This is a genomic window from Pseudomonas sp. TKO26, assembly GCF_003225665.1.
Classification (GTDB): Bacteria; Pseudomonadota; Gammaproteobacteria; order Pseudomonadales; family Pseudomonadaceae; genus Aquipseudomonas; species Aquipseudomonas saponiphila.
On record NZ_QKLN01000005.1, the window covers coordinates 127706 to 147460 of the forward strand.

The 19755-nt window shown below is 63.1% G+C and carries 13 protein-coding genes; 7 read left to right on the forward strand and 6 right to left on the reverse strand.

Features of this window, described 5'->3' with window-relative positions:
* Positions 1-96: 96 nt before the first annotated feature.
* Complete coding sequence (locus DNK59_RS09515; protein ID WP_110723040.1) at positions 97-2496, forward strand: diguanylate cyclase; 2400 nt, start codon at positions 97-99, stop codon at positions 2494-2496.
* 42 nt (positions 2497-2538) lie between these two features.
* Here DNK59_RS09515 and dacB read toward each other — a convergent pair whose 3' ends face one another.
* The gene (gene dacB, locus DNK59_RS09520; protein WP_060838302.1) at positions 2539-3999 is read right to left on the reverse strand and encodes a D-alanyl-D-alanine carboxypeptidase/D-alanyl-D-alanine-endopeptidase; all 1461 of its coding nucleotides are present in this window, start codon (positions 3997-3999) and stop codon (positions 2539-2541) included.
* Between the two features lie 234 nt (positions 4000-4233).
* Here dacB and DNK59_RS09525 point away from each other — a divergent pair, with 234 nt between their 5' ends.
* A complete protein-coding gene (locus DNK59_RS09525; protein ID WP_047284881.1) occupies positions 4234-4578 on the forward strand; it encodes a YggL family protein in 345 nt (114 codons plus the stop codon).
* A gap of 143 nt (positions 4579-4721) precedes the next feature.
* Here the strand turns inward: DNK59_RS09525 and DNK59_RS09530 are convergent, their stop codons facing one another.
* The gene (locus DNK59_RS09530) at positions 4722-5912 is read right to left on the reverse strand and encodes a benzoate/H(+) symporter BenE family transporter (RefSeq protein WP_110723041.1); all 1191 of its coding nucleotides are present in this window, start codon (positions 5910-5912) and stop codon (positions 4722-4724) included.
* A 318-nt stretch (positions 5913-6230) separates the two neighbouring features.
* On the opposite strand from DNK59_RS09530, the gene DNK59_RS09535 reads away from it, so the two are divergent.
* The 3 genes from DNK59_RS09535 (at position 6231) to DNK59_RS09545 (ending at position 9114) form a co-directional block, all read left to right on the forward strand.
* Positions 6231-6995 (forward strand): GntR family transcriptional regulator, encoded by a 765-nt coding sequence (locus tag DNK59_RS09535; protein ID WP_011060203.1) that lies wholly within the window; start codon positions 6231-6233, stop codon positions 6993-6995.
* A 187-nt stretch (positions 6996-7182) separates the two neighbouring features.
* Positions 7183-8133, forward strand: coding sequence for a LysR family transcriptional regulator (locus DNK59_RS09540; RefSeq protein WP_110723042.1), 951 nt, complete (start codon positions 7183-7185; stop codon positions 8131-8133).
* A 147-nt stretch (positions 8134-8280) separates the two neighbouring features.
* Positions 8281-9114 (forward strand): nucleoside-binding protein, encoded by an 834-nt coding sequence (locus tag DNK59_RS09545; protein ID WP_110723043.1) that lies wholly within the window; start codon positions 8281-8283, stop codon positions 9112-9114.
* Positions 9115-9196: 82 nt separating this feature from the next.
* On the opposite strand, the gene guaD is transcribed toward DNK59_RS09545, so the two are convergent.
* The 4 genes from guaD to xdhA form a co-directional block, all read right to left on the reverse strand.
* On the reverse strand, positions 9197-10501 hold the full coding sequence (gene guaD / locus DNK59_RS09550) for a guanine deaminase (protein WP_110723044.1): 1305 nt from the start codon (positions 10499-10501) through the stop codon (positions 9197-9199).
* Between the two features lie 23 nt (positions 10502-10524).
* Positions 10525-11367: a xanthine dehydrogenase accessory protein XdhC gene (gene xdhC / locus DNK59_RS09555; RefSeq protein ID WP_110723045.1), complete on the reverse strand. Its 843-nt coding sequence runs from the start codon at positions 11365-11367 to the stop codon at positions 10525-10527.
* Positions 11368-11458: 91 nt separating this feature from the next.
* Complete coding sequence (gene xdhB / locus DNK59_RS09560) at positions 11459-13858, reverse strand: xanthine dehydrogenase molybdopterin binding subunit (RefSeq protein WP_110723046.1); 2400 nt, start codon at positions 13856-13858, stop codon at positions 11459-11461.
* Entirely contained in the window at positions 13851-15305 is a 1455-nt protein-coding gene (gene xdhA / locus DNK59_RS09565) for a xanthine dehydrogenase small subunit (RefSeq protein ID WP_110723047.1), read from the reverse strand. The genes xdhB and xdhA overlap by 8 nt, the downstream gene beginning before the upstream one ends.
* Before the next feature lie 266 nt (positions 15306-15571).
* On the opposite strand from xdhA, the gene DNK59_RS09570 reads away from it, so the two are divergent.
* Together DNK59_RS09570 and smc are read left to right on the forward strand one after the other, a co-directional pair.
* Complete coding sequence (locus DNK59_RS09570) at positions 15572-16231, forward strand: GntR family transcriptional regulator (protein ID WP_016968380.1); 660 nt, start codon at positions 15572-15574, stop codon at positions 16229-16231.
* Between the two features lie 2 nt (positions 16232-16233).
* Positions 16234-19722, forward strand: coding sequence for a chromosome segregation protein SMC (gene smc, locus DNK59_RS09575; protein WP_110723048.1), 3489 nt, complete (start codon positions 16234-16236; stop codon positions 19720-19722).
* The last annotated feature ends 33 nt before the right edge of the window (positions 19723-19755 follow it).

Sequence of the window (19755 nt, forward strand, 5' to 3'; positions counted from 1 at the left end):
GGGGCTGTTTAGCGCTGGTCAAATTAATGGCTAATGGCTATAACTCTCACTTGATCCGGATGACACCCAAACTCGCTGGCGTGATGAGTTCTACTTATGCCGTTGCATGTGGTACGCCCGAAAATCCTGGGTTTCATTAGTGAAGATGTTTCGGCCTGGCTGGTGGCGGTGCTGGTGTTGCTCGCGGGCAGCATTCTCACCGGGCTCTTGGCCTGGTCCACCTACAACCTGAACCAGCAGCAGTTGCGCCAGCGCTTTCAGTTGCTGGCCAGCGAACGCTACAGCCGCATCGAAGAGCGCTTTCAAGACCAGGAGCAACGCCTGGACGGCTTGCGGCGTTTCTTCGTCAATTCCGATCATGTGACTCGCTACGACTTCGAGGGGTACGCCAAGCCTCTGCTGCGTCGGACTCAGGCCTATGCCTTTGCGCCGCTAGTCAGTCGTGCCCAGCGGGCGGATTTCGAGCAGGCGGTGCGCCGTGAGGGGCAGCCCGGATTCGCCATCGTGCAGCTCAATGCGGCGGGGCAGATGGAGCCGGCCGGTGATCAGGATGACTACGCGCCGGTGCTCTACAGCCAGACCCAGAGCCCGTTGGGCTCGCCCCTGGGGTATGACCTGCTGGCCCAGCCGCTGCGTCGGGCCACGCTGGAGCGTGCCCGGGTGCTCAATGGCCTGGCAGTTTCGCCGCCCATGCATCTGGTGGCGGTGGATCCGGCCTATGCCCGCGGGGTGCTGCTGGCGGCGCCGGTCAGGCGTGCCCAGGATGACCCTTCGCCCCAGGCCAGGCCCTATGGTTATGTGCTGGCGGTGATCAGCCTGCGGCAACTGGTGGCGGACGGCTTGCCGGCCTCGGCCAGTGACAACCTGTCGGTGCGGATTCTCGATCTGTCCAGCGAGGGCCAGCATGAGGTGCTGTATGAATCGAACAACCTGCCGGTCACCAGTCACCTGGGCGCCAGCCGTCTGCTGCGTCTGGCAGACCGGGATTATCAAGTGGAAATCCGCCCCAGCGCGGCGTTCCTGCATGCCAATCATTCTTCACTGACCAGTCTGGCGATCCTCGGCAGCTTGCTCAGCCTGCTGCTCAGCGCCTTGCTCTACGTGCTGGTGAGTCAACGGCAACGGGCCCTGGCCCTGGTCGAACAGCGCACCCGGGAGTTGCGCAGTCGCGAGCAGGAGCTGCGTGGAACCCACAGCCAGTTGCGCAGCGTGCTCAATGCCGCTACCCAGGTGGCGATCATCGCCACCGACTTGCGTGGGGTCATCAGCACCTTCAATGCTGGCGCCGAGCAGATGCTGCGTTACCGCAGCAGCGAAGCGGTGGGCCACCTGACCCTGGAAAGCCTGCACCTGCCTCAGGAGCTGGAAGCGTGGGCCCATAGCCTCAGTCAGCGCTATGGCAAGCCCATCGAGGTGTCCCGGGCGATGCTGGTGGAAGAGGGCATGGTCGGTGGTCATGAGGCCCGGGAATGGACCCTGGTGCGACGCGACGGCAGCCACCTGCAAGTGAACATGCTGGCGACCCCGGTGCTGGATGACCAGGGGCTGTGGATTGGCCATCTGGCCATCTGCATCGACATCACCGAGCGTAAGCGGGTGCATGAAGCCCTGGCCGCCAGGGACCGGTTGTTGAAAAAGCTCAGTGCCCATGTTCCCGGTGGCATCTACCAGTTCAAGCTGGACGCCGATGGCCATGCCAGCTTTACCTACGCCAGCGATGGCATTCGCGAGATCTACGAGATCGAGCCGCAGGTGCTGCAGGAGGATGCCGCAGCGGTGTTTGAGCGGATCCATCCCGAGGATGTGCAGCGGGTACGCGAGTCGATCCGGATTTCCGCCCAGCAGTTGAGTCCCTGGCGCGAGGAATACCGAGTCTGCCTGCCGCAACGCGGGCTGCGCTGGATGCGCGGGGCGGCGACCCCGGAAAGCCTGAGTGGCGGCGGGGTTCTGTGGCACGGCTATATCTCGGACATCTCCGATCTCAAGCGGGTCGAGGAGGAACTGCGGGCCTTGTCGGTCACCGACTCGTTGACCGGGATTCACAACCGGCGCTATTTCCAGGAGCAGTTGCAGAACGAAATGCAGCGCCTGGAGCGCGGCGGGGGCGAAATGGCGGTGATCATGCTGGATGTCGATCACTTCAAGCGGATCAACGACCAGTACGGTCACGGCGTCGGCGATCAGGTGCTGCGCGGGCTGTGCGAGCGCATCGGCCGGCGGCTGCGACGCACCGATGTGTTCTGCCGTCTGGGGGGCGAGGAGTTCATGGTTCTGTGCCCAGACACCAACGCCCGACAGGCGCTGGTCCTGGCCGAGGAACTGTGGCAGGGCTTGCGCAGTTCGCCGATCGCGCCGGTGGGCAGGGTCACCGCCAGTTTCGGTGTTGCCAGCTGGCGCGAGGGCGAGGGCGCGGATGGCTTGCTGTTGCGGGCCGACTCCGGGGTCTACGCCGCCAAGCAGGCCGGTCGCGACCGGGTTCAGGCCGAGTTGCCCTGAACGACGACGGCGGCGCGGGGCAGCCGCCGTCGGCCCAGGGCGTTACAGCGGCGAAGCGCTGGTGGCCAGTTTTGGTTGGCGATACAGATCCAGCAGTACCTGATCCAGCACCGAAGAGGCACCGAACGGCCGTGGATCGTTGAGGATGGCAACCACCGCCCAGGTGTTGCCGTTGTCATCGCGGCTGTAGCCGGCAATGGCGCGGACGGTGTTCAGGGTGCCGGTCTTGATGTGGGCTTCACCGGACATGGCGGTGCGCTTGAGGCGCTTGCGCATGGTGCCGTCCATGCCGGCAATCGGCATCGAGCTGATGAATTCGGCGGCGTAGGGACTCTTCCACGCGGCTTGCAGCAGGCCGGCCATTTCCCGGGCGCTGACCCGCTCGGCGCGGGACAGGCCGGAGCCGTTCTCCATCACCAGGTGCGGCGCGGTGATGCCTTTCTTCGCCAGCCACTGGCGCACCACGCGCTGGGCAGCCTTGGCGTCATCGCCATCGGCTTCATTGCGGTACTTGGCGCCCAGGCTCAGGAACAACTGCTGGGCCATGGTGTTGTTACTGTACTTGTTGATGTCGCGGATGATTTCCGCCAGGTCCGGAGAAAAGGCCCGGGCCAGTACCTTGGCGTCCTTGGGCACCACCGCCAGGCGGTCCTGGCCCTGGATGCTGCCGCCCAGTTCGCTCCAGATCGCCCGCACCGCGCCGGCGGTGTAGGTGGCGTGGTCCAGCAGCGACAGGTAGGTCTGCGAGCTGCAGCCATCGCCCAACTGACCGCCGACGGTGACGATCACGCTGCCATCGGCCTGGGTCACCGGGTTGTAGCGCACGTCACCGGTGCATTGCTTGGTGTTGACCGCCTTGACCTGATTGTCGATGCGAATCTTGGCGATCGGCGGCTCCACCGACACCAGCACCCGCCCGGAATCGTTGCGGGCGACGAAGCGCAGGGCCTTGAGGTTGACCATCAGCGCATCGGGCTTGACCAGGAACGGTTTGTTCTCGTCGTTGCCGTCGTCATTGAATTCCGGCAGTTGCGGTTGCACGAAGTAGTTGCGATCCAGCACCAGGTCGCCGGTGACTTGCTGCACGCCATTGGCCCGCAGGTCGCGCATCAGCAGCCAGAGCTTTTCCATGTTCAGCTTGGGGTCGCCGCCGCCCTTGAGGTACAGGTTGCCATTGAGGATGCCGCCACTGAGGGTGCCGTCGGTGTAGAACTCGGTCTTCCACTGGTGGGTCGGGCCGAGCATTTCCAGGGCCGCGTAGGTGGTGACCAGCTTCATGGTGGAGGCCGGGTTGACTGACACATCGGCGTTGAAAATCGTCGGGGTGCCCGGGCCGTTCAGGGGAATCATCACCAGCGACAGGGCGTTGTCCGGGAGTTTGCTGGCTTTGAGGGCTTGTTGGACCTTGGGTGTCAGGGTGGTATTGACCGGAGCCGCGGAGGCAGGGAAGGCCAGGGGGAGGAAAACACTGGCCAGCAGAAGAGGACGCAACGATTTGATCATGTGAAATGGAACCCTGCAGTCGAGGGGAAAAAAGGCGAGGGCATGCAGATAAAATCCCTCAGTGGTCATGAAAGTGTCGGCATTATGCCCCAAGGTATAGCGGCTTGTGCCGTGCCACGGGCCGCCGGGGCGGTATTTTTTTTACCAATGGCACGACCGTGTCCTCATAGAGTCAGGCAATCGCCCGCCTAAACTGGTAAAGTGCCGCCCGTTATTACTTATGAGGATTGTTCCATGGCCACTAACCGTTCCCGCCGTCTGCGCAAAAAACTCTGCGTAGATGAATTTCAGGAGCTGGGTTTTGAGCTGAACCTGGATTTCAAAGAAGATCTGGCTGACGAAGCTATTGACGCTTTCCTCGACGCATTCCTCAAAGAAGCGATGGAAGCCAACGGCCTGGGCTATGTAGGCGGCGACGACTTCGGTCTGGTTTGCCTGAGCAAGCGTGGTTCCGTGAGCGAAGAGCAACGCGCCACCGTTGAAGCCTGGCTCAAGGCACGCACCGAGCTGACCAACGTTGAAGTCAGCCCGCTGCTGGACGTCTGGTACCCGGACAACGCGATCAACCCAGTCGCGTGATGTCATGCATGAGCGGCCCGTCCGGGCCGCTCATGCGTTGCTGTCCTGCCTGGGCGGCCTGTCGAATTTTCCCTTGTGTTTCTTGCCTCTGCCACGGGCCAGCCCCGGGTTTTGTCGTGGGCGCTATTGGCCGCTGAAGCCCTTCAGGCACTGCGCCAATTCAGAATCATCAAGGTGATCACCCCGGCGACAATCCCCCAGAACGCCGAGCCAATGGAAAACAGCGTCAGCCCCGAGGCCGTGACCATGAAGGTGATCAGCGCCGCCTCGCGCTCCTTCACTTCACTCATGGCAATGCTCAAGCCGTTGATGATCGATCCGAACAGCGCCAGGGCGGCGATGGACAGCACCAGCTCCTTGGGCAGGGCCGCGAACAGCGCGGCCAGGGTCGCGCCAAAGACCCCGGCAATGCCGTAGAAAACCCCGCACCACACTGCCGCGGTGTAGCGCTTGCCGTGATCTTCATGGGCATGGGGCCCGGTGCAGATGGCGGCGCTGATGGCCGCCAGGTTGATGCCGTGGGAGCCGAATGGCGCCAGTAGCAGCGAGGCAAGGCCGGTGGCGGTGATCAGCGGCGAGGCCGGAACCTGATAGCCGTCAGCCCGCAGCACGGCGATCCCGGGCATGTTCTGCGAGGTCATGGCCACTACGAACAGTGGGATGCCGATGCTGATGGTAGCGGCCAGGGAGAAGTGCGGCGTGGTCCAGACCGGGGTCGCCACTTCCAGATGAAAGCCGCTGAAGTCCAGCAAGCCCATGGCGCCCGACAGGGCCGTGCCGATCAGCAGCGCCGCCAGTACCGCGTAGCGTGGCGACAGGCGCTTGACCACCAGGTAGGTGAAGAACATCCCCAGGACCAGACCAGTGCGATGCTGGGCGGCGACGAAGATCTCGCTGCCGATCTTGAACAGGATCCCCGCCAACAGTGCGGCCGCCAGGGAGGCGGGGATCTTTTTCACCAGGCGCTCGAAGCTGCCGGTGAGCCCGCACAGGGTCACCAGCACGGCGCAGGTGATGTAGGCGCCGATGGCTTCGCCGTAGGTGACGCCGGACAGGCTGGTGATCAGCAGGGCGGCGCCCGGTGTCGACCAGGCAATGGTGATCGGGGTGCGATATCGCAGTGACAGACCGATGCTGCAGATCGCCATACCAATGGAAATGGCCCAGATCCACGAGGAAATCTGACCGCTGGTCAGGCCGGCGGCTTGTCCGGCCTGGAACATCAGCACCAGCGAACTGGTGTAGCCGGTCATCATGGCGATGAAACCGGCCACGATGGCTGAGGGCGAAGTGTCCGCCAGGGGGCGTAATTGCGCGGGGGTGGCGTCGGACATTACTGCTATTCCTTGTTCTTGAAAGACACAAAACCCACGTCCAGCGAACATCGCTCGAATCATGCGCGAGCAATGGGCCAGTGAAGGGGTTCAGGGTTCAAGCCTAAACTTAAAAGCAACTTTGCATTGCAATACAGCCGTGACTACAAATAGCCGTACAGTCGCTGAAAGAGTGCGGGGATCCTTAACACTTTTTATTAATGATCCCCAGTGGTTGTGTACAATGTGCCCCTGTTTTAACGCGATACTTGCCAGCGACCCACCGTGGCGTATTACAGTCACGCCGAAATCGCCGCAGTCCTCCCGACCCGAGTGCCCATGAACGAACAGTTGCAACCTCTCAAGAAACAACCGCGAGCAGGCAAAGCCGGTCGCAGCGGAACCCAGGACGATATTGTCTACGCGCACATCTTTGAGGCCATCCTCGAGCAGCGCCTGGCGCCCGGCACCAAGTTGAGCGAGGAGGCGTTGGGAGAAATATTCGGAGTCAGTCGGACCATCATCCGTCGCGCCCTGTCGCGCCTGGCCCACGAAGGCGTGGTGCTGCTGCGGCCCAATCGTGGCGCGGTGGTAGCCAGCCCGAGTGTCGAGGAAGCCCGTCAGGTGTTTCTCGCCCGGCGCCTGGTGGAGCGGGCCATCACCGAGCTGGCGGTGCAGCACGCCACCGCCGAGCAACTGCTGGAGTTGCGGCAGATGGTCAACGAGGAGCGCGACAGCTTTTCCCGGGGTGATCGTGGCGCCGGCATCCGCCTGTCCGGGGAGTTCCACCTGAAGCTGGCCGAGGCGGCGAAGAATGCACCGCTGATCAGCTTCCAGCGCAGCCTGGTGTCCCAGACCTCGCTGATCATCGCCCAGTATGAAAGCGGCAACCGCTCCCATTGTTCCTACGATGAGCACACGCAACTGATCGACGCCATCGAAGCCCGGGATGGCGAGCTGGCGGTGAACCTGATGATGCATCACATGGATCACATCGACAGCAAGCTCAATCTCGACGAGGAAAGCGCCTCGGACGACTTGCACGCGGTGTTTTCGCACCTGCTGCAGACCAAGAAGCCGGGACGTCCAAGCGCCAAGCTGTAGCCTGGATCCGCTCTGAAAATCCCCCGCTGCGCGGCTCGCGCAGCGGGGGATTTTTGTTTGGCCTCGGGTTTGCCGGTGGATTCGGCAGATTGTTTTAACTTTGCACAAGTATTGTATACAGTGCCTGCTTCAATGCGCATGGCAGGCGAGCCCGTGCGCCTCTGGTCCTGCGCAAGGAGCCTGCGGCATGAGTGGCAGAACGCTACGTATTCATTCCTCCGCCATCCATTACTTCGACATGGTGCGGCGCTGCCATTCGATTCGCGAGGCGGCCCGGCGCCTGAATGTCGCGTCTTCGGCGGTGAACCGGCAGATTCTGAAGATCGAGGATGAAATCGGGGCGCCGCTGTTCGAGCGGTTGCCCGGTGGCCTGCGCCTGACCCTGGCCGGAGAGATCCTCAGTCGCCACGTCAATCTGGTGTTGCAGGATCTGGAGCGAGTGCGCCTGGAGTTCGATGCCCTGCGTGGCTTGCGCAGCGGGCACGTCGAGATCGCCACCGTGGAGGGCGCCACCGTGGACCTGCTGCCCTCGGTGCTCAAGCGCATGCGCGAGCACTATCCGCAGGTGACCATCGGCGTCACGGTGCAGGGGTCGCAATCGATACCCCTGGCCTTGATCAACAGTCGTGCCGACCTGGGCCTGGCCTTTGCCTTGCCCCGCGCACCGGAGATTCGCCAGTTGAGTGTCGGGCATTTTCGCCTCGGGGCCTTGGTCAGTCCCGACCATCCCCTGGCCGAGCGGGGCAGCGTCAACTTCGCCACCTGTGCCGAGCACGGGCTGATCCTGGCCAAGAGCGAGCTGTCGATCCATCACCTGCTGGCGCCGCTGCACAAGCGCCTGGGGCTGCTGGACAAGCCGCCGTTGCAGAGCAACTCCATGGAGCTGGCGCGGCAGATGGCCCGGCACAACATGGGCGTGGCGTTCCAGACCCGGGTCGGGGTCGAGGCCGACCTGGGCAAGGGCGAACTGGTGCACATCCCCCTGAGCGATCAGGGCGGGATCTACAGCGACCTGGGACTCTACGCCCGCAGCGGGCGCGAACTGCCCAGCGCGGTGGAGGCGTTGGCTCATCTGCTCAGCGAAGAGATCGCCATTCGCGAACGGGCCGAGCGGGCCTTTGGCCAGCCGGTGCTCTGAGTCCATGGTTACAGGTGCTGTTGCCGTTTTGGCAGCGCCCTGGTCGATATTCTGTTCTTTGGGCCCCGTGGCGCTTGTGTCGATACTGCGTGCGGTCGGCAGCCAGCGAAGCTGCCTAACGCCACACCGCCACAGGACATAATAAAAATGAAAAAGGCATTACAAGGCGCAACCCTGCTGATGACGTTGATTGGAGCAGGGGAAGCGGCCGCCCTGGAGTGGATGAACAACAGCGTCGGCTTTCGGTACGGCAAGGAGTTCACCAACCCGAACAACCCGCACTACATCAGCAAGCGTATCTACAGCTTCACCCACGCCAGCGGTTACCAATACGGCAGCAACTACCTGCACCTGGACGTGCTGCTTTCCGATAGCGACGATCCGCGCAAGGGCACCAACAAGGGCAGCAGCGAAGTCTACGGTGTCTACCGTCACCAGCTCTTTGCCTCCCGGGTCCTGGATACACCCCTGGGCACCGGCCTGATCAAGGACTACGCGCTGACCCTGGGCTTTGACGCCAGCCGCAACAACAACCTGGGATCGGCGAAGAAGCGCGCCCTGGTCTTCGGTCCGACCCTCAAGTTCAACACCGTCGGCGTGCTTGACCTGAGCTTGCTGTACTACAAGGAAAACAACCATTCGGGGATCCCCGGTGCCAAGGATCCGGACCACACCTTCGATGACACCTACCTGCTGAACCTGGCCTGGATGCGCCCCTTCGAAGTCGGCAGCCACGCGGCCAAGTTCCAGGGTTTCATCAACTACACCGGGGAAAAAGGCCACGACTACAACTACCGCGATACCGCTCCGGAAACCCTGCTGCGCAGTTCGCTGATGGTCGCCGTGCTGCCGGGCAAGAGCGTCAAGCCCAACCTCTATCTGGGCGTCGGTTACGAGTACTGGCATAACAAGTTCGGGGTAGACGGCGGACGGGGGACGCGCACCAGCGCGCCGACCCTGAACATGGAAGTGACCTTCTAGCCGACGCTGCATCGCGGTTCGGCCAGGCATGAAAAATCCCCCGTTCGCGGATTGGCGAGCGGGGGATTTTTTGTGCACGGGCTCAGCGTTGGTGGACTTGCCGACCGGCGGCGTAGGTCTGCAGCACCGTGCGGTCATCCCCCAGGGTCATCAGCACGAACAGGGTTTCGGCGATGTTGTTGGCCTGCTTCAGGCGGTAGCTGAGCAGCGGCGTGGCGTGGTAATCGAGGACCACGAAGTCGGCGTCGGTGCCAGGGTGCAGGGTGCCGATCCTGTCCTCCAGGCGCAGCGCCCGAGCGCCGCCCAGGGTTGCCAGGTACAGCGATTTGAACGGGCTCAGGCGGGCGCCTTGCAGTTGCATGACCTTGTAGGCTTCGTTGAGGGTCTGCAGCAGCGAGAAGCTGGTGCCGCCACCGACGTCGGTGCCCAGGCCGACGTTGAGCTTGTGCTTTTCCGCCATCGGCAGGTTGAACAGGCCACTGCCGAGGAAGAAGTTCGAGGTCGGGCAGAAGGCCACGGCCGAGCCGGTCTGCGCCAGGCGCGCGCATTCCTCGTCGCACAGGTGCACGCCGTGGGCGAACACCGAGCGCTCACCCAGCAACTGGTAGTGGTCGTAGACGTCGAGGTAGCCCTTGCGCTCCGGGAACAGTGCCTTGACCCATTCGATTTCCTGCAGGTTTTCACTGATGTGGGTCTGCATGTAGAGGTCGGGGTACTCGGTCAGCAACCGGCCGGCCAGGGTCAGTTGCTCCGGGGTACTGGTCGGCGCGAAGCGCGGAGTGACGGCGTAGTGCAGGCGGCCCTTGCCGTGCCAGCGCTCGATCAGTGCCTTGCTTTCCTGATAGCTGGATTCGGCGGTGTCGGTCAGGTAGTCCGGGGCGTTGCGGTCCATCATCACCTTGCCGGCGATCATCCGCAGGTCGAGTTTCTCGGCGGCTTCGAAAAACGCGTTGACCGACTGCGGGTGCACGCTGCCAAACACCAGGGCGGTGGTGGTGCCGTTGCGCAGCAGCTCCTTGATGAAAATGTCCGCCACTTCATCGGCGTGGGCCTGGTCGGCGAACTGGCTTTCGCAGGGGAAGGTGTAGGTGTTCAGCCAGTCCAGCAATTGCTCGCCGTAGGCACCGACCATGCCGGTCTGGGGCAGGTGGATGTGGGTGTCGATGAAGCCGGGAGTGATCAGGGCATCCGGGTAGTGCTCGACCTGCACCTGGGCGGGCAACGTGGCCAGCAGTTCGCTGGCGTGGCCGAGGGCACTGATCCGGCCGTCCTCGACCACCAGCAGGCCGTCTTCGAAATACTCGTAGGAGGCTTCGATGCCGACTTCGGCCGGGTCGGCGATGCTGTGCAGGATGGCGGCTCGGTAGGCTTTGCGCGTTAAAGGCATGGGGATTCTCGGTGTGTGGCGTTTCAGTTCGAGGCCTGGCTGCGGCGCGAAGCCGGCAGCAGTTTGGCAATGGGTTCGGCGCTGGCGCTGGGCTGGCCGAAATGAGCGTTATAGGTGGCGATGATCTCACCGGCGATGGAGATGGCGATTTCCACGGGCAACTTGCCTTTGACCTCACCCAGGCCCATCGGGCAACGCATGCGCTGCAGGGTGGCGGCGTCAAAACCGCGGTCGCGCAGGCGATGCTCGAACTTGACGCGTTTGGTCTTCGAGCCGATCAGGCCGAAATAGGCAAAGTCGTTGCGCTTGAGCAGGGCGGCGGTCAGCTCCAGGTCCAGTTGGTGATTATGGGTCATGACGATGCAGTAGCTGCCCGGAGGCAGGTTGTCGATTTCTTCCACCGGCTCTTCGCTGACGATCTTGTGCACGCCCGGTGGCATCTGTTCCGGGAACTCCTGTTCCCGGGAATCGATCCAGCGCACCCGGCAGGGCAGGCTGGCCAGTAGCGGCACCAGGGCGCGGCCGACGTGTCCGGCGCCGAACACGGCGATCTGCGCCTGTACCTGGCCCATGGGTTCGAAAAGCAGCACCGTGGCGCCGCCGCAGCATTGGCCGAGGCTGGCGCCGAGGCTGAAGCGCTCCAGGTGAGTGGCCTGCTTGCCGGCGGCGAGCATCTCCCGGGCGATCTGCATGGCTTTGTATTCCAGGTGGCCGCCGCCGATGGTGTCGAAGGCCCGGGTGGCGCTGACGACCATCTTCGAGCCGGCATTGCGCGGCGTCGAACCGAGCTCTTCGATGATGGTCACCAGCACGCAGGGTTCTCCCTGGGTCTGCAGGTCGGCGAGGGCGCTGATCCAGTTGTACATGTTCACCTCGACATCTTGGTGTCTGTCCGGGTCTTCGCGGGCAAGCCCGCCCCCAAGGCTGTTGCAGGAGCAGGCTTGCCCGCGAAGGCCATTACAGCGGTGCCAGTTCGGCTGGTTGCTCCGCGGCGCTGGTTGCCTGCAAGCGGCGCATCTGCTCGCAGCCCCACAACACCCGTTCCGGAGTCGCCGGCGCGTCGATCTGGGGCTGGTGACGGTAGTCGCCGAGGCTGGCCACCGCGTCCTTGATCGCGCACCAGGCGGCGATGCCGAGCATGAACGGCGGTTCGCCCACGGCCTTGGAGTGGAACACCGTGTCTTCCGGGTTCTTGCGATTTTCCACCAGCTTGACCCGCAGGTCCGCTGGCATGTCCGCCACCGCCGGGATCTTGTAGCTGGCCGGGCCGCAGGTCATCAGCTTGCCCTTGGCGTTCCACACCAACTCCTCGGTGGTCAGCCAGCCCATGCCCTGGATGTAGCCGCCTTCCACCTGGCCGATGTCGATGGCCGGGTTCAGCGAGGCGCCGACGTCATGCAGGATGTCGGTGCGCAGCATCTTGTACTCGCCGGTCAGGGTGTCGACTATCACTTCGGCACAGGCCGCGCCGAAGGCGTAGTAGTAGAACGGCCGGCCCCGGGCCTGGGCGCGATCGTAGTAGATCTTCGGAGTCTTGTAGAAGCCGGTGCTGGACAGCGACACCTGGGCGAAATAGGCCTGCTGGATCAGTTCCTCGAAGGTCAGGATATGCTCGCGGACCCGCACGTGGCCGTTGTGGAACTCCACGTCTTCCTCGCTGACCTGATACTTGCGCGCGGCGAATTCCACCAGGCGGCTCTTGATGGTCTGCGCGGCATTCTGCGCGGCCTTGCCGTTGAGGTCGGCGCCGCTGGAAGCGGCGGTGGGCGAGGTGTTGGGCACCTTGTCGGTGTTGGTGGCGGTGATCTGTACCCGCCCGATGTCCACTTGAAACACCTCGGCCACCACTTGCGCCACCTTGGTGTTCAGGCCCTGGCCCATTTCCGTGCCGCCGTGGTTCAGGTGGATGCTGCCGTCGGTGTAGACGTGGATCAGCGCGCCGGCCTGATTGAGGAAGCTGGCGGTGAAGGAGATGCCGAATTTCACCGGGGTCAGCGCCAGGCCCTTTTTCAGGATCGGGCTGTTGGCGTTGTACAGGCGGATGGCTTCGCGGCGTTCAGCGTACTGGCTGCTGGCTTCCAGTTCGGCGGTCATTTCCTCGAGCATGTTGTGCTCGACGGTCTGGTAGTAGTGGGTGACGTTGCGCTCGGTCTTGCCGTAGTAGTTGGCCTTGCGCACTGCCAGCGGGTCCAGGTGCAGGTGGCGGGCAATGGCGTCCATCACCTCTTCGATGGCGACCATGCCTTGCGGGCCGCCGAAGCCGCGGTAGGCGGTGTTCGACGCGGTGTTGGTCTTGCAGCGATGGCCGTTGATGGTGGCGTCGCCCAGGTAGTAGGCGTTGTCGGCGTGAAACATCGCCCGGTCGACAATGGACGCCGAGAGGTCCGGCGAGCAGCCGCAGTTGCCGGCCAGTTCCAGCTGGATGCCGTGCAGGCGTCCGTTGCTGTCAAAACCCACGTCGTATTCGATGTAGAAGGGATGGCGCTTGCCGGTCATCAGCATGTCTTCGACCCGCGGCAGGCGCATCTTGGTGGGCTGGCCGGTGAGGCGGGCGATCACTGCGCACAGGCAGGCAGGGCTGGCGGCCTGGGTTTCCTTGCCGCCAAAACCGCCGCCCATGCGCCGCATGTCGACCACGATCTTGTTCATCGACACGTCGAGCACTTCCGCCACCAGCTTCTGTACTTCGGTGGGGTTCTGGGTCGAGCAGTAGACGATCATGCCGCCGTCTTCGGTGGGCATCACCGAGGAAATCTGGGTTTCCAGGTAGAAGTGTTCCTGGCCGCCGATATGCAGGGTGCCCTGGATACGGTGTTCGGCGCTGGCCAGGGCGCCGGCCGAGTCGCCGCGTTGATGGGTGTGGCTGTCCAGCACGAAGTGGCGCTTGCGCAGCGCTTCGACCACATCCAGTACCGGCTCCAGGTCTTCATATTCGATGATCGCGGCCATGGCCGCCTTGCGCGCGGTTTCCAGGTCGCGGGCGGCTACCGCCAGCACCGGCTGACCGACGAACTGCACGGTATCGATGGCCAGCAGCGGGTCGCCGGGCAGCAGCGGGCCGATGTCCTTGAGGCCGGGAATGTCTTCATGGGTAATGGCGATGCGCACGCCCTCGAAGGCGTAGCAGGGGGCGGTATCGATGCTGATGACCTTGGCGTGAGCCCGGTCCGACAGCCGCGCGTAGACGTGCAACTGATTGGGGAATTCCAGGCGGTCATCGATGTACACGGCTTCACCGGACACGTGCTTGTCGGCGCTGTCGTGCTTGACGCTGCGGCCAACGCCGGTGCTCAGGTCCTGTTGAAACAGGGCGCTCAGTTCGGCTTGAGTCTGCTCGACCTTGTGATGATTAGACATAAGCGGTCACCCGGGTTTCGATGTGCGGTGTTTGCAGTTCGACGAAGTATTTGCGCAGCAGGTTCTGTGCGCTCAACAGGCGGTATTCCTTGCTCGCGCGAAAGTCCGAAAGCGGTGTGAAGTCTTGCGCCAGCGCGGCACAGGCACGTTCGACCGTGGCCTGGTTCCAGGGTGCGCCCAGCAGTGCGGCTTCACAGCTTCGGGCGCGCTTGGGAATGGCCGCCATGCCGCCGAAGGCGATGCGCACATCGCTGACCACGCCGTTGTCGATGCGCAGGTTGAAGGCGGCGCAGACCGCGGAAATATCATCGTCCAGGCGCTTGGACACCTTGTAGGCGCGGAACAGTCGCTCGGCGCTGGCCCGGGGCACGATGATCTTCTCGATGAACTCGCTTTCCTGGCGGGCGGTGACCCGGTAGTCGATGAAATAGTCTTCCAGGGCCAGGGTGCGCCGCACTTCGCCCTTGCACAGAACGATCTGCGCGCCGAGGGCAATCAGCAGCGGCGGCGAGTCGCCGATGGGCGAGGCGTTGCCGATGTTGCCGCCCAGGGTGCCCTGGTTGCGGATCTGCAGCGAAGCGAAGCGTTGCAGCAATTCGCCGAAGTCCGGGTATTCGGCGCGCAGGGCGTCGTAGCAGTCGGTGAGGGCGGTGGCGGCACCGATTTCCAGGCGATCGTCGAAGCGTTCGATGCGCTTCATCTCGGCAATGTTGCCGACGTAGATCATCACCGGCAGGGTGCGATGGAACTGGGTCACTTCCAGGGCCAGGTCGGTGCCGCCGGCCAGCAGCCGGGCTTGTGGGTAGGCGTCGTAGAGGTCGGCCAGGTCGGCCACGGTCAATGGCACCAGGCAGCGTTTGTCGCCGCTGTTGAGCTCGCCGGTGTCCTTGGGGGCGATGGCCTTGAGGCGGCTGATGGTCTCGGCCTGGCGCGCGTCGAACTGGTCGCTCTGCCCGCCGCCGCAGGCCTGCTCGGCGGCAGCGAGGATTGGCCGGTAGCCGGTGCAGCGGCACAGGTTGCCGGCCAGGGCTTCATGGGCCTGGTGGGCGTCGGGCTGGCTGCTGTTTTTTTGCAGGGCGAACAGCGACATGACGAAGCCTGGGGTGCAGAAGCCGCATTGCGAGCCATGGCAGTCGACCATGGCCTGCTGCACGCTGTGCAGTTGCCCCTGGTGCTTGAGGCCCTCGACGCTGATCAGTTGCTTGCCGTGCAGGGCGGAGACGAAGGTCAGGCATGAGTTGAGGCTGCGATAGCGAATGCTTTCGCGGCCTTGCGCATCCGTCTGCAACTCGCCCACGACCACGGTGCAGGCGCCGCAGTCGCCGCTGGCGCAGCCTTCCTTGGTGCCGGATTTGCCCAGGTGCTCGCGCAGGTAGTTGAGCACGGTGAGGTTCGGGTCCAGGGCGTGCTCGCTACGGAGTTCCTGGTTGAATAAAAACTGGATCACGGAAGGCCTCGCAGACTCTTTATTGTTGTTAAGCGAACTGAGCCGAATTTAGTCATGTCTGACTTTTCGGTCAATGATTTTCTGACTTTCAGGTCAGGAATTTTCCATGCTCAACATTCCAAGTATGAACGGCATTCGAGAAACCCCTTGATTGGCATCCTTCTGCTTGTTTCATGCCAAATTCCCCTGTCGAGGCACTCCGCGATGATGTAGCAATTGCGCTACACTTCGCCGCTTGTGCCGATTAAAGATTTTGAAGGAAAACCATGACGTTCAAGGCGCCGGACAGCCTCGCCGAGCAGATTGCTCACCACCTCGCCGAACGTATCATTCGCGGGGATCTCAAGCCTGGGGAGCGTATCCAGGAACAGAAGGTCACCTTGGCCCTCAATGTCAGCCGTGGTTCGGTCCGCGAGGCCTTGCTGATTCTCGAGCGTCGCCATCTGATCGCCATCCTGCCGCGTCGTGGCGCCCATGTGACCGAGCTCACCGAGCACAAGGTCCGCAGTCTGTGCACCCTGATGAGCGAGCTGTACATCCTGCTGGGCAATTCCGTGGCCAGCGGCTGGGTGCAGCAGAGCGACATGGCGCCGTTCCTGCAGATCCAGCAGCGTCTGGAGAGTGCCTACGAGCGTCAGGACATCCGTGCCTTCGTCGAAGACAGCTTCAGCGTGATGCGGGCGGCTTATCCCTTTGCCAACAATCCGTACCTGCAGGAAACCGTCGAGAACCTGCAGCCGGCGATGAGCCGGGCCTATTACCTGGCACTGGAGCAGCGCAAGGCCTCGATGAGCGAGTACCTGGCGCTGTTCGAGCAGTTGCTGGCTGCGGTACTGGCTCGTGATCTGCAGGAGATCCGCCAGGTGTTGACGGCCTACGCCCAGCGCAGCAGCGATCTGGTGGTGTCTGCGTTGGCGGATGCGTAAACGTGCGACTCAAGTGCATCAAGCTGGCGGGATTCAAGTCCTTCGTCGATCCGACCACGGTGAACTTCCCCAGTAACATGGCGGCGGTGGTCGGGCCCAATGGTTGCGGCAAGTCGAACATCATCGACGCCGTGCGCTGGGTGATGGGCGAGAGTTCGGCGAAGAACCTGCGCGGCGAGTCGATGACCGATGTCATCTTCAACGGTTCCACCAGCCGCAAGCCGGTGAGCCAGGCCAGCATCGAACTGGTGTTCGACAACTCCGACGGCACCCTGGTGGGGGAGTACGCGGCCTATGCCGAGATCTCCATCCGCCGCAAAGTAACCCGCGACAGCCAGAACAGTTACTTCCTCAACGGCGCCAAGTGCCGTCGTCGGGATATCACCGATATCTTCCTTGGCACCGGCCTGGGGCCACGCAGCTACTCGATCATCGAGCAGGGCATGATCTCCAAGCTGATCGAGGCCAAGCCCGAGGACCTGCGCAACTTCATCGAAGAGGCCGCAGGCATCTCCAAGTACAAGGAGCGCCGGCGCGAAACGGAAAACCGTATCCGCCGCACTCACGAGAACCTTGCCCGCCTGACCGACCTGCGCGAAGAGCTGGAGCGCCAGCTCGAACGCTTGCATCGCCAGGCCCAGGCTGCCGAGAAGTACCAGGAATACAAGGCCGAGGAGCGTCAGCTCAAGGCGCAATTGTCGGCTCTGCGCTGGCAGGCATTGAATGAACAGGTGGGCCAGCGCGAGTCGGTGATCGGCAGTCAGGAGGTCAGCTTCGAGGCGTTGGTGGCCGAGCAGCGCAACGCCGATGCCGCCATCGAACGCTTTCGCGACGGGCACCACGAATTGTCCGAACGCTTCAATCTGGTGCAGGGGCGCTTCTATTCTGTGGGCGGCGATATCGCCCGGGTCGAGCAGAGCATCCAGCATGGGCAGCAGCGTCTGCGGCAGTTGCAGGACGACCTCAAGGAGGCCGAGCGCGCGCGCCTGGAGACCGAGTCCCATCTGGGTCACGATCGCACCTTGCTGGCGACCCTGGGGGAAGAGCTGGCCATGCTCGAACCCGAGCAGGAAGTCACCGCCGCCGCGGCCGAGGAGGCTGCCGCGACCCTGGAAGAAGCCGAAGCCACCATGCATGGCTGGCAGGAGCAATGGGACGCCTTCAACCTGAGTTCCGCCGAGCCGCGACGCCAGGCAGAAGTGCAGCAGTCGCGCATCCAGCAGCTCGAAGGCAGCATGGAGCGCCTGTCCGAGCGTCAGCGGCGGCTGGCCGAGGAGCGCGAGCTGCTCTCGGCGGATCCGGAAGACGCGGCGATTCTTGAACTCAACGAACAACTGGCCGCCAGCGAAGCGACCCTGGAAGACCTGCAGGCCAGCGAAGAGTCCCAGGTCGAGCGCCTGGAACAGCTGCGTCAGCAATTGCAGCAGGCCACTCAGGCTCAGCAGCAGGCCCAGGGTGAACTGCAACGGCTCAATGGCCGGCTGGCTTCCCTGGAGGCCTTGCAGCAAGCGGCGCTCGACCCGGGCACCGGTACCGCGCAATGGTTGCGTGAACAGCAACTGGCCGAGCGTCCGCGCCTGGCCGATGGCATGCACGTGGAGCCGGGCTGGGAGCTGGCGGTGGAAACCGTGCTGGGCGCCGATCTGCAAGCGGTGTTGGTGGACGATTTTTCCGGCATCGATCTGGCCGGTTTTCAACAGGGCGATCTGCGTCTGCTGAGCCTGCAAGGGGATGTTTCGCGCATGCCGGGCAGCCTGCTGGACAAGGTTGAATCCCAGGTCGATCTGGCGCCCTGGCTGGCTCAGGTCAAGCCGGTGGACAGCCTGGAGCAGGCCCTGGCCTTGCGCGGGCAACTGAGTGCCGGGCAGAGCCTGATCAGCCGTGATGGCTACTGGGTTGGCCGGCATTTCCTGCGGGTGCGTCGCGCCAGCGAAGCGGAAAGTGGCGTATTGGCTCGGGACCAGGAAATCCAGCAACTGACCCTGGAGCGCGATGAGCGCGAAGCCAGCGTCGAGACCCTGGAAAGCCAGTTGCTCAACCTGCGGGCCCAGCAGCGTCAGCAGGAGAACGGTCGCGAACATTTGCGCCGCTTGTTGCAGGACGAAGCCCGCCAGCAGGGTGAGTTGAAAGCCAAGTTGTCCGCGGGCAAAGCCAAGGCCGAACAGCTGAACCTGCGGCGCAGCCGTCTTGATGAAGAATTGGTCGAACTGGGCGAACAGCGTGAGCTGGAGCACGAACAGGTCGGCGAGGCGCGTCTGCAGTTGCAGGAAGCCCTGGACAGCATGGCCCTGGATACCGAGCAGCGCGAGCTGCTGCTGGCCCAGCGTGACAGCCTGCGCGAGCGCCTTGATCGGGTGCGCCAGGAGGCGCGCCAGCACAAGGATCACGCTCATCAACTGGCAGTGCGCATGGGCTCCCTCAAGGCCCAGCACGATTCCACTCGTCAGGCCCTGGAGCGCCTGGAGCTGCAATCCGAGCGTCTGACCGAGAAGCGCGAGCAGCTCAGCCTCAATCTGGAGGAGGGCGAAGCGCCGCTGGAAGAGTTGCGCCTGAAGCTCGAGGAGCTGCTGGAAAAGCGCATGACCGTGGATGTCGAGCTCAAGACCGCGCAGATCGCCCTGGAGGATGCCGACCGCGAACTGCGTGATGCCGAGAAGCGCCGCAACCAGGCCGAGCAGCAATCGCAGCTGATTCGCGGCCAGCTGGAACAGCAGCGCATGGAATGGCAAGCCCTGACCGTGCGCCGCAAGACCTTGCAGGAGCAGTTACTGGCCGATGGCTACGACCTGGATGGCGTGCTGGCGACCCTGACCGCCGAAGCCAGCGAGCAGGCCGCCGAAGAGGAACTGGAGCGGATTGCCGCGCGAATCCAGCGTCTGGGCGCGATCAACCTCGCGGCTATCGATGAGTATCAGCAGCAGTCCGAGCGCAAGCGTTATCTGGACGCCCAGGACGCCGACCTGGTGGAAGCCCTGGAAACCCTGGAGAACGTGATCCGCAAGATCGACAAGGAAACCCGTAATCGCTTCAAAGATACCTTTGATCAGATCAACGGCGGTCTGCAGGCACTTTTTCCAAAGGTTTTCGGTGGCGGCAGCGCTTATTTGGAACTGACGGGCGAAGATCTACTCGATACAGGGGTAACGATCATGGCTCGTCCTCCAGGGAAGAAGAACAGCACCATTCATTTGCTCTCGGGTGGTGAAAAGGCGCTGACTGCATTGGCCCTGGTATTTGCCATCTTCAAGTTGAATCCGGCGCCGTTCTGCATGCTCGACGAAGTTGACGCCCCGCTGGATGACGCTAACGTTGGACGCTATGCAAGATTGGTTAAAGAGATGTCGCAGACAGTGCAGTTCATCTATATCACCCACAACAAGATCGCTATGGAAATGGCTGATCAGTTAATGGGCGTAACGATGCACGAACCCGGATGTTCGCGCCTGGTAGCCGTGGATGTCGAGGAGGCGATGGCGATGGTGGACGCTTGAGTCCGTGCGACTGAGGCGCTAGTTGGGGGCAAG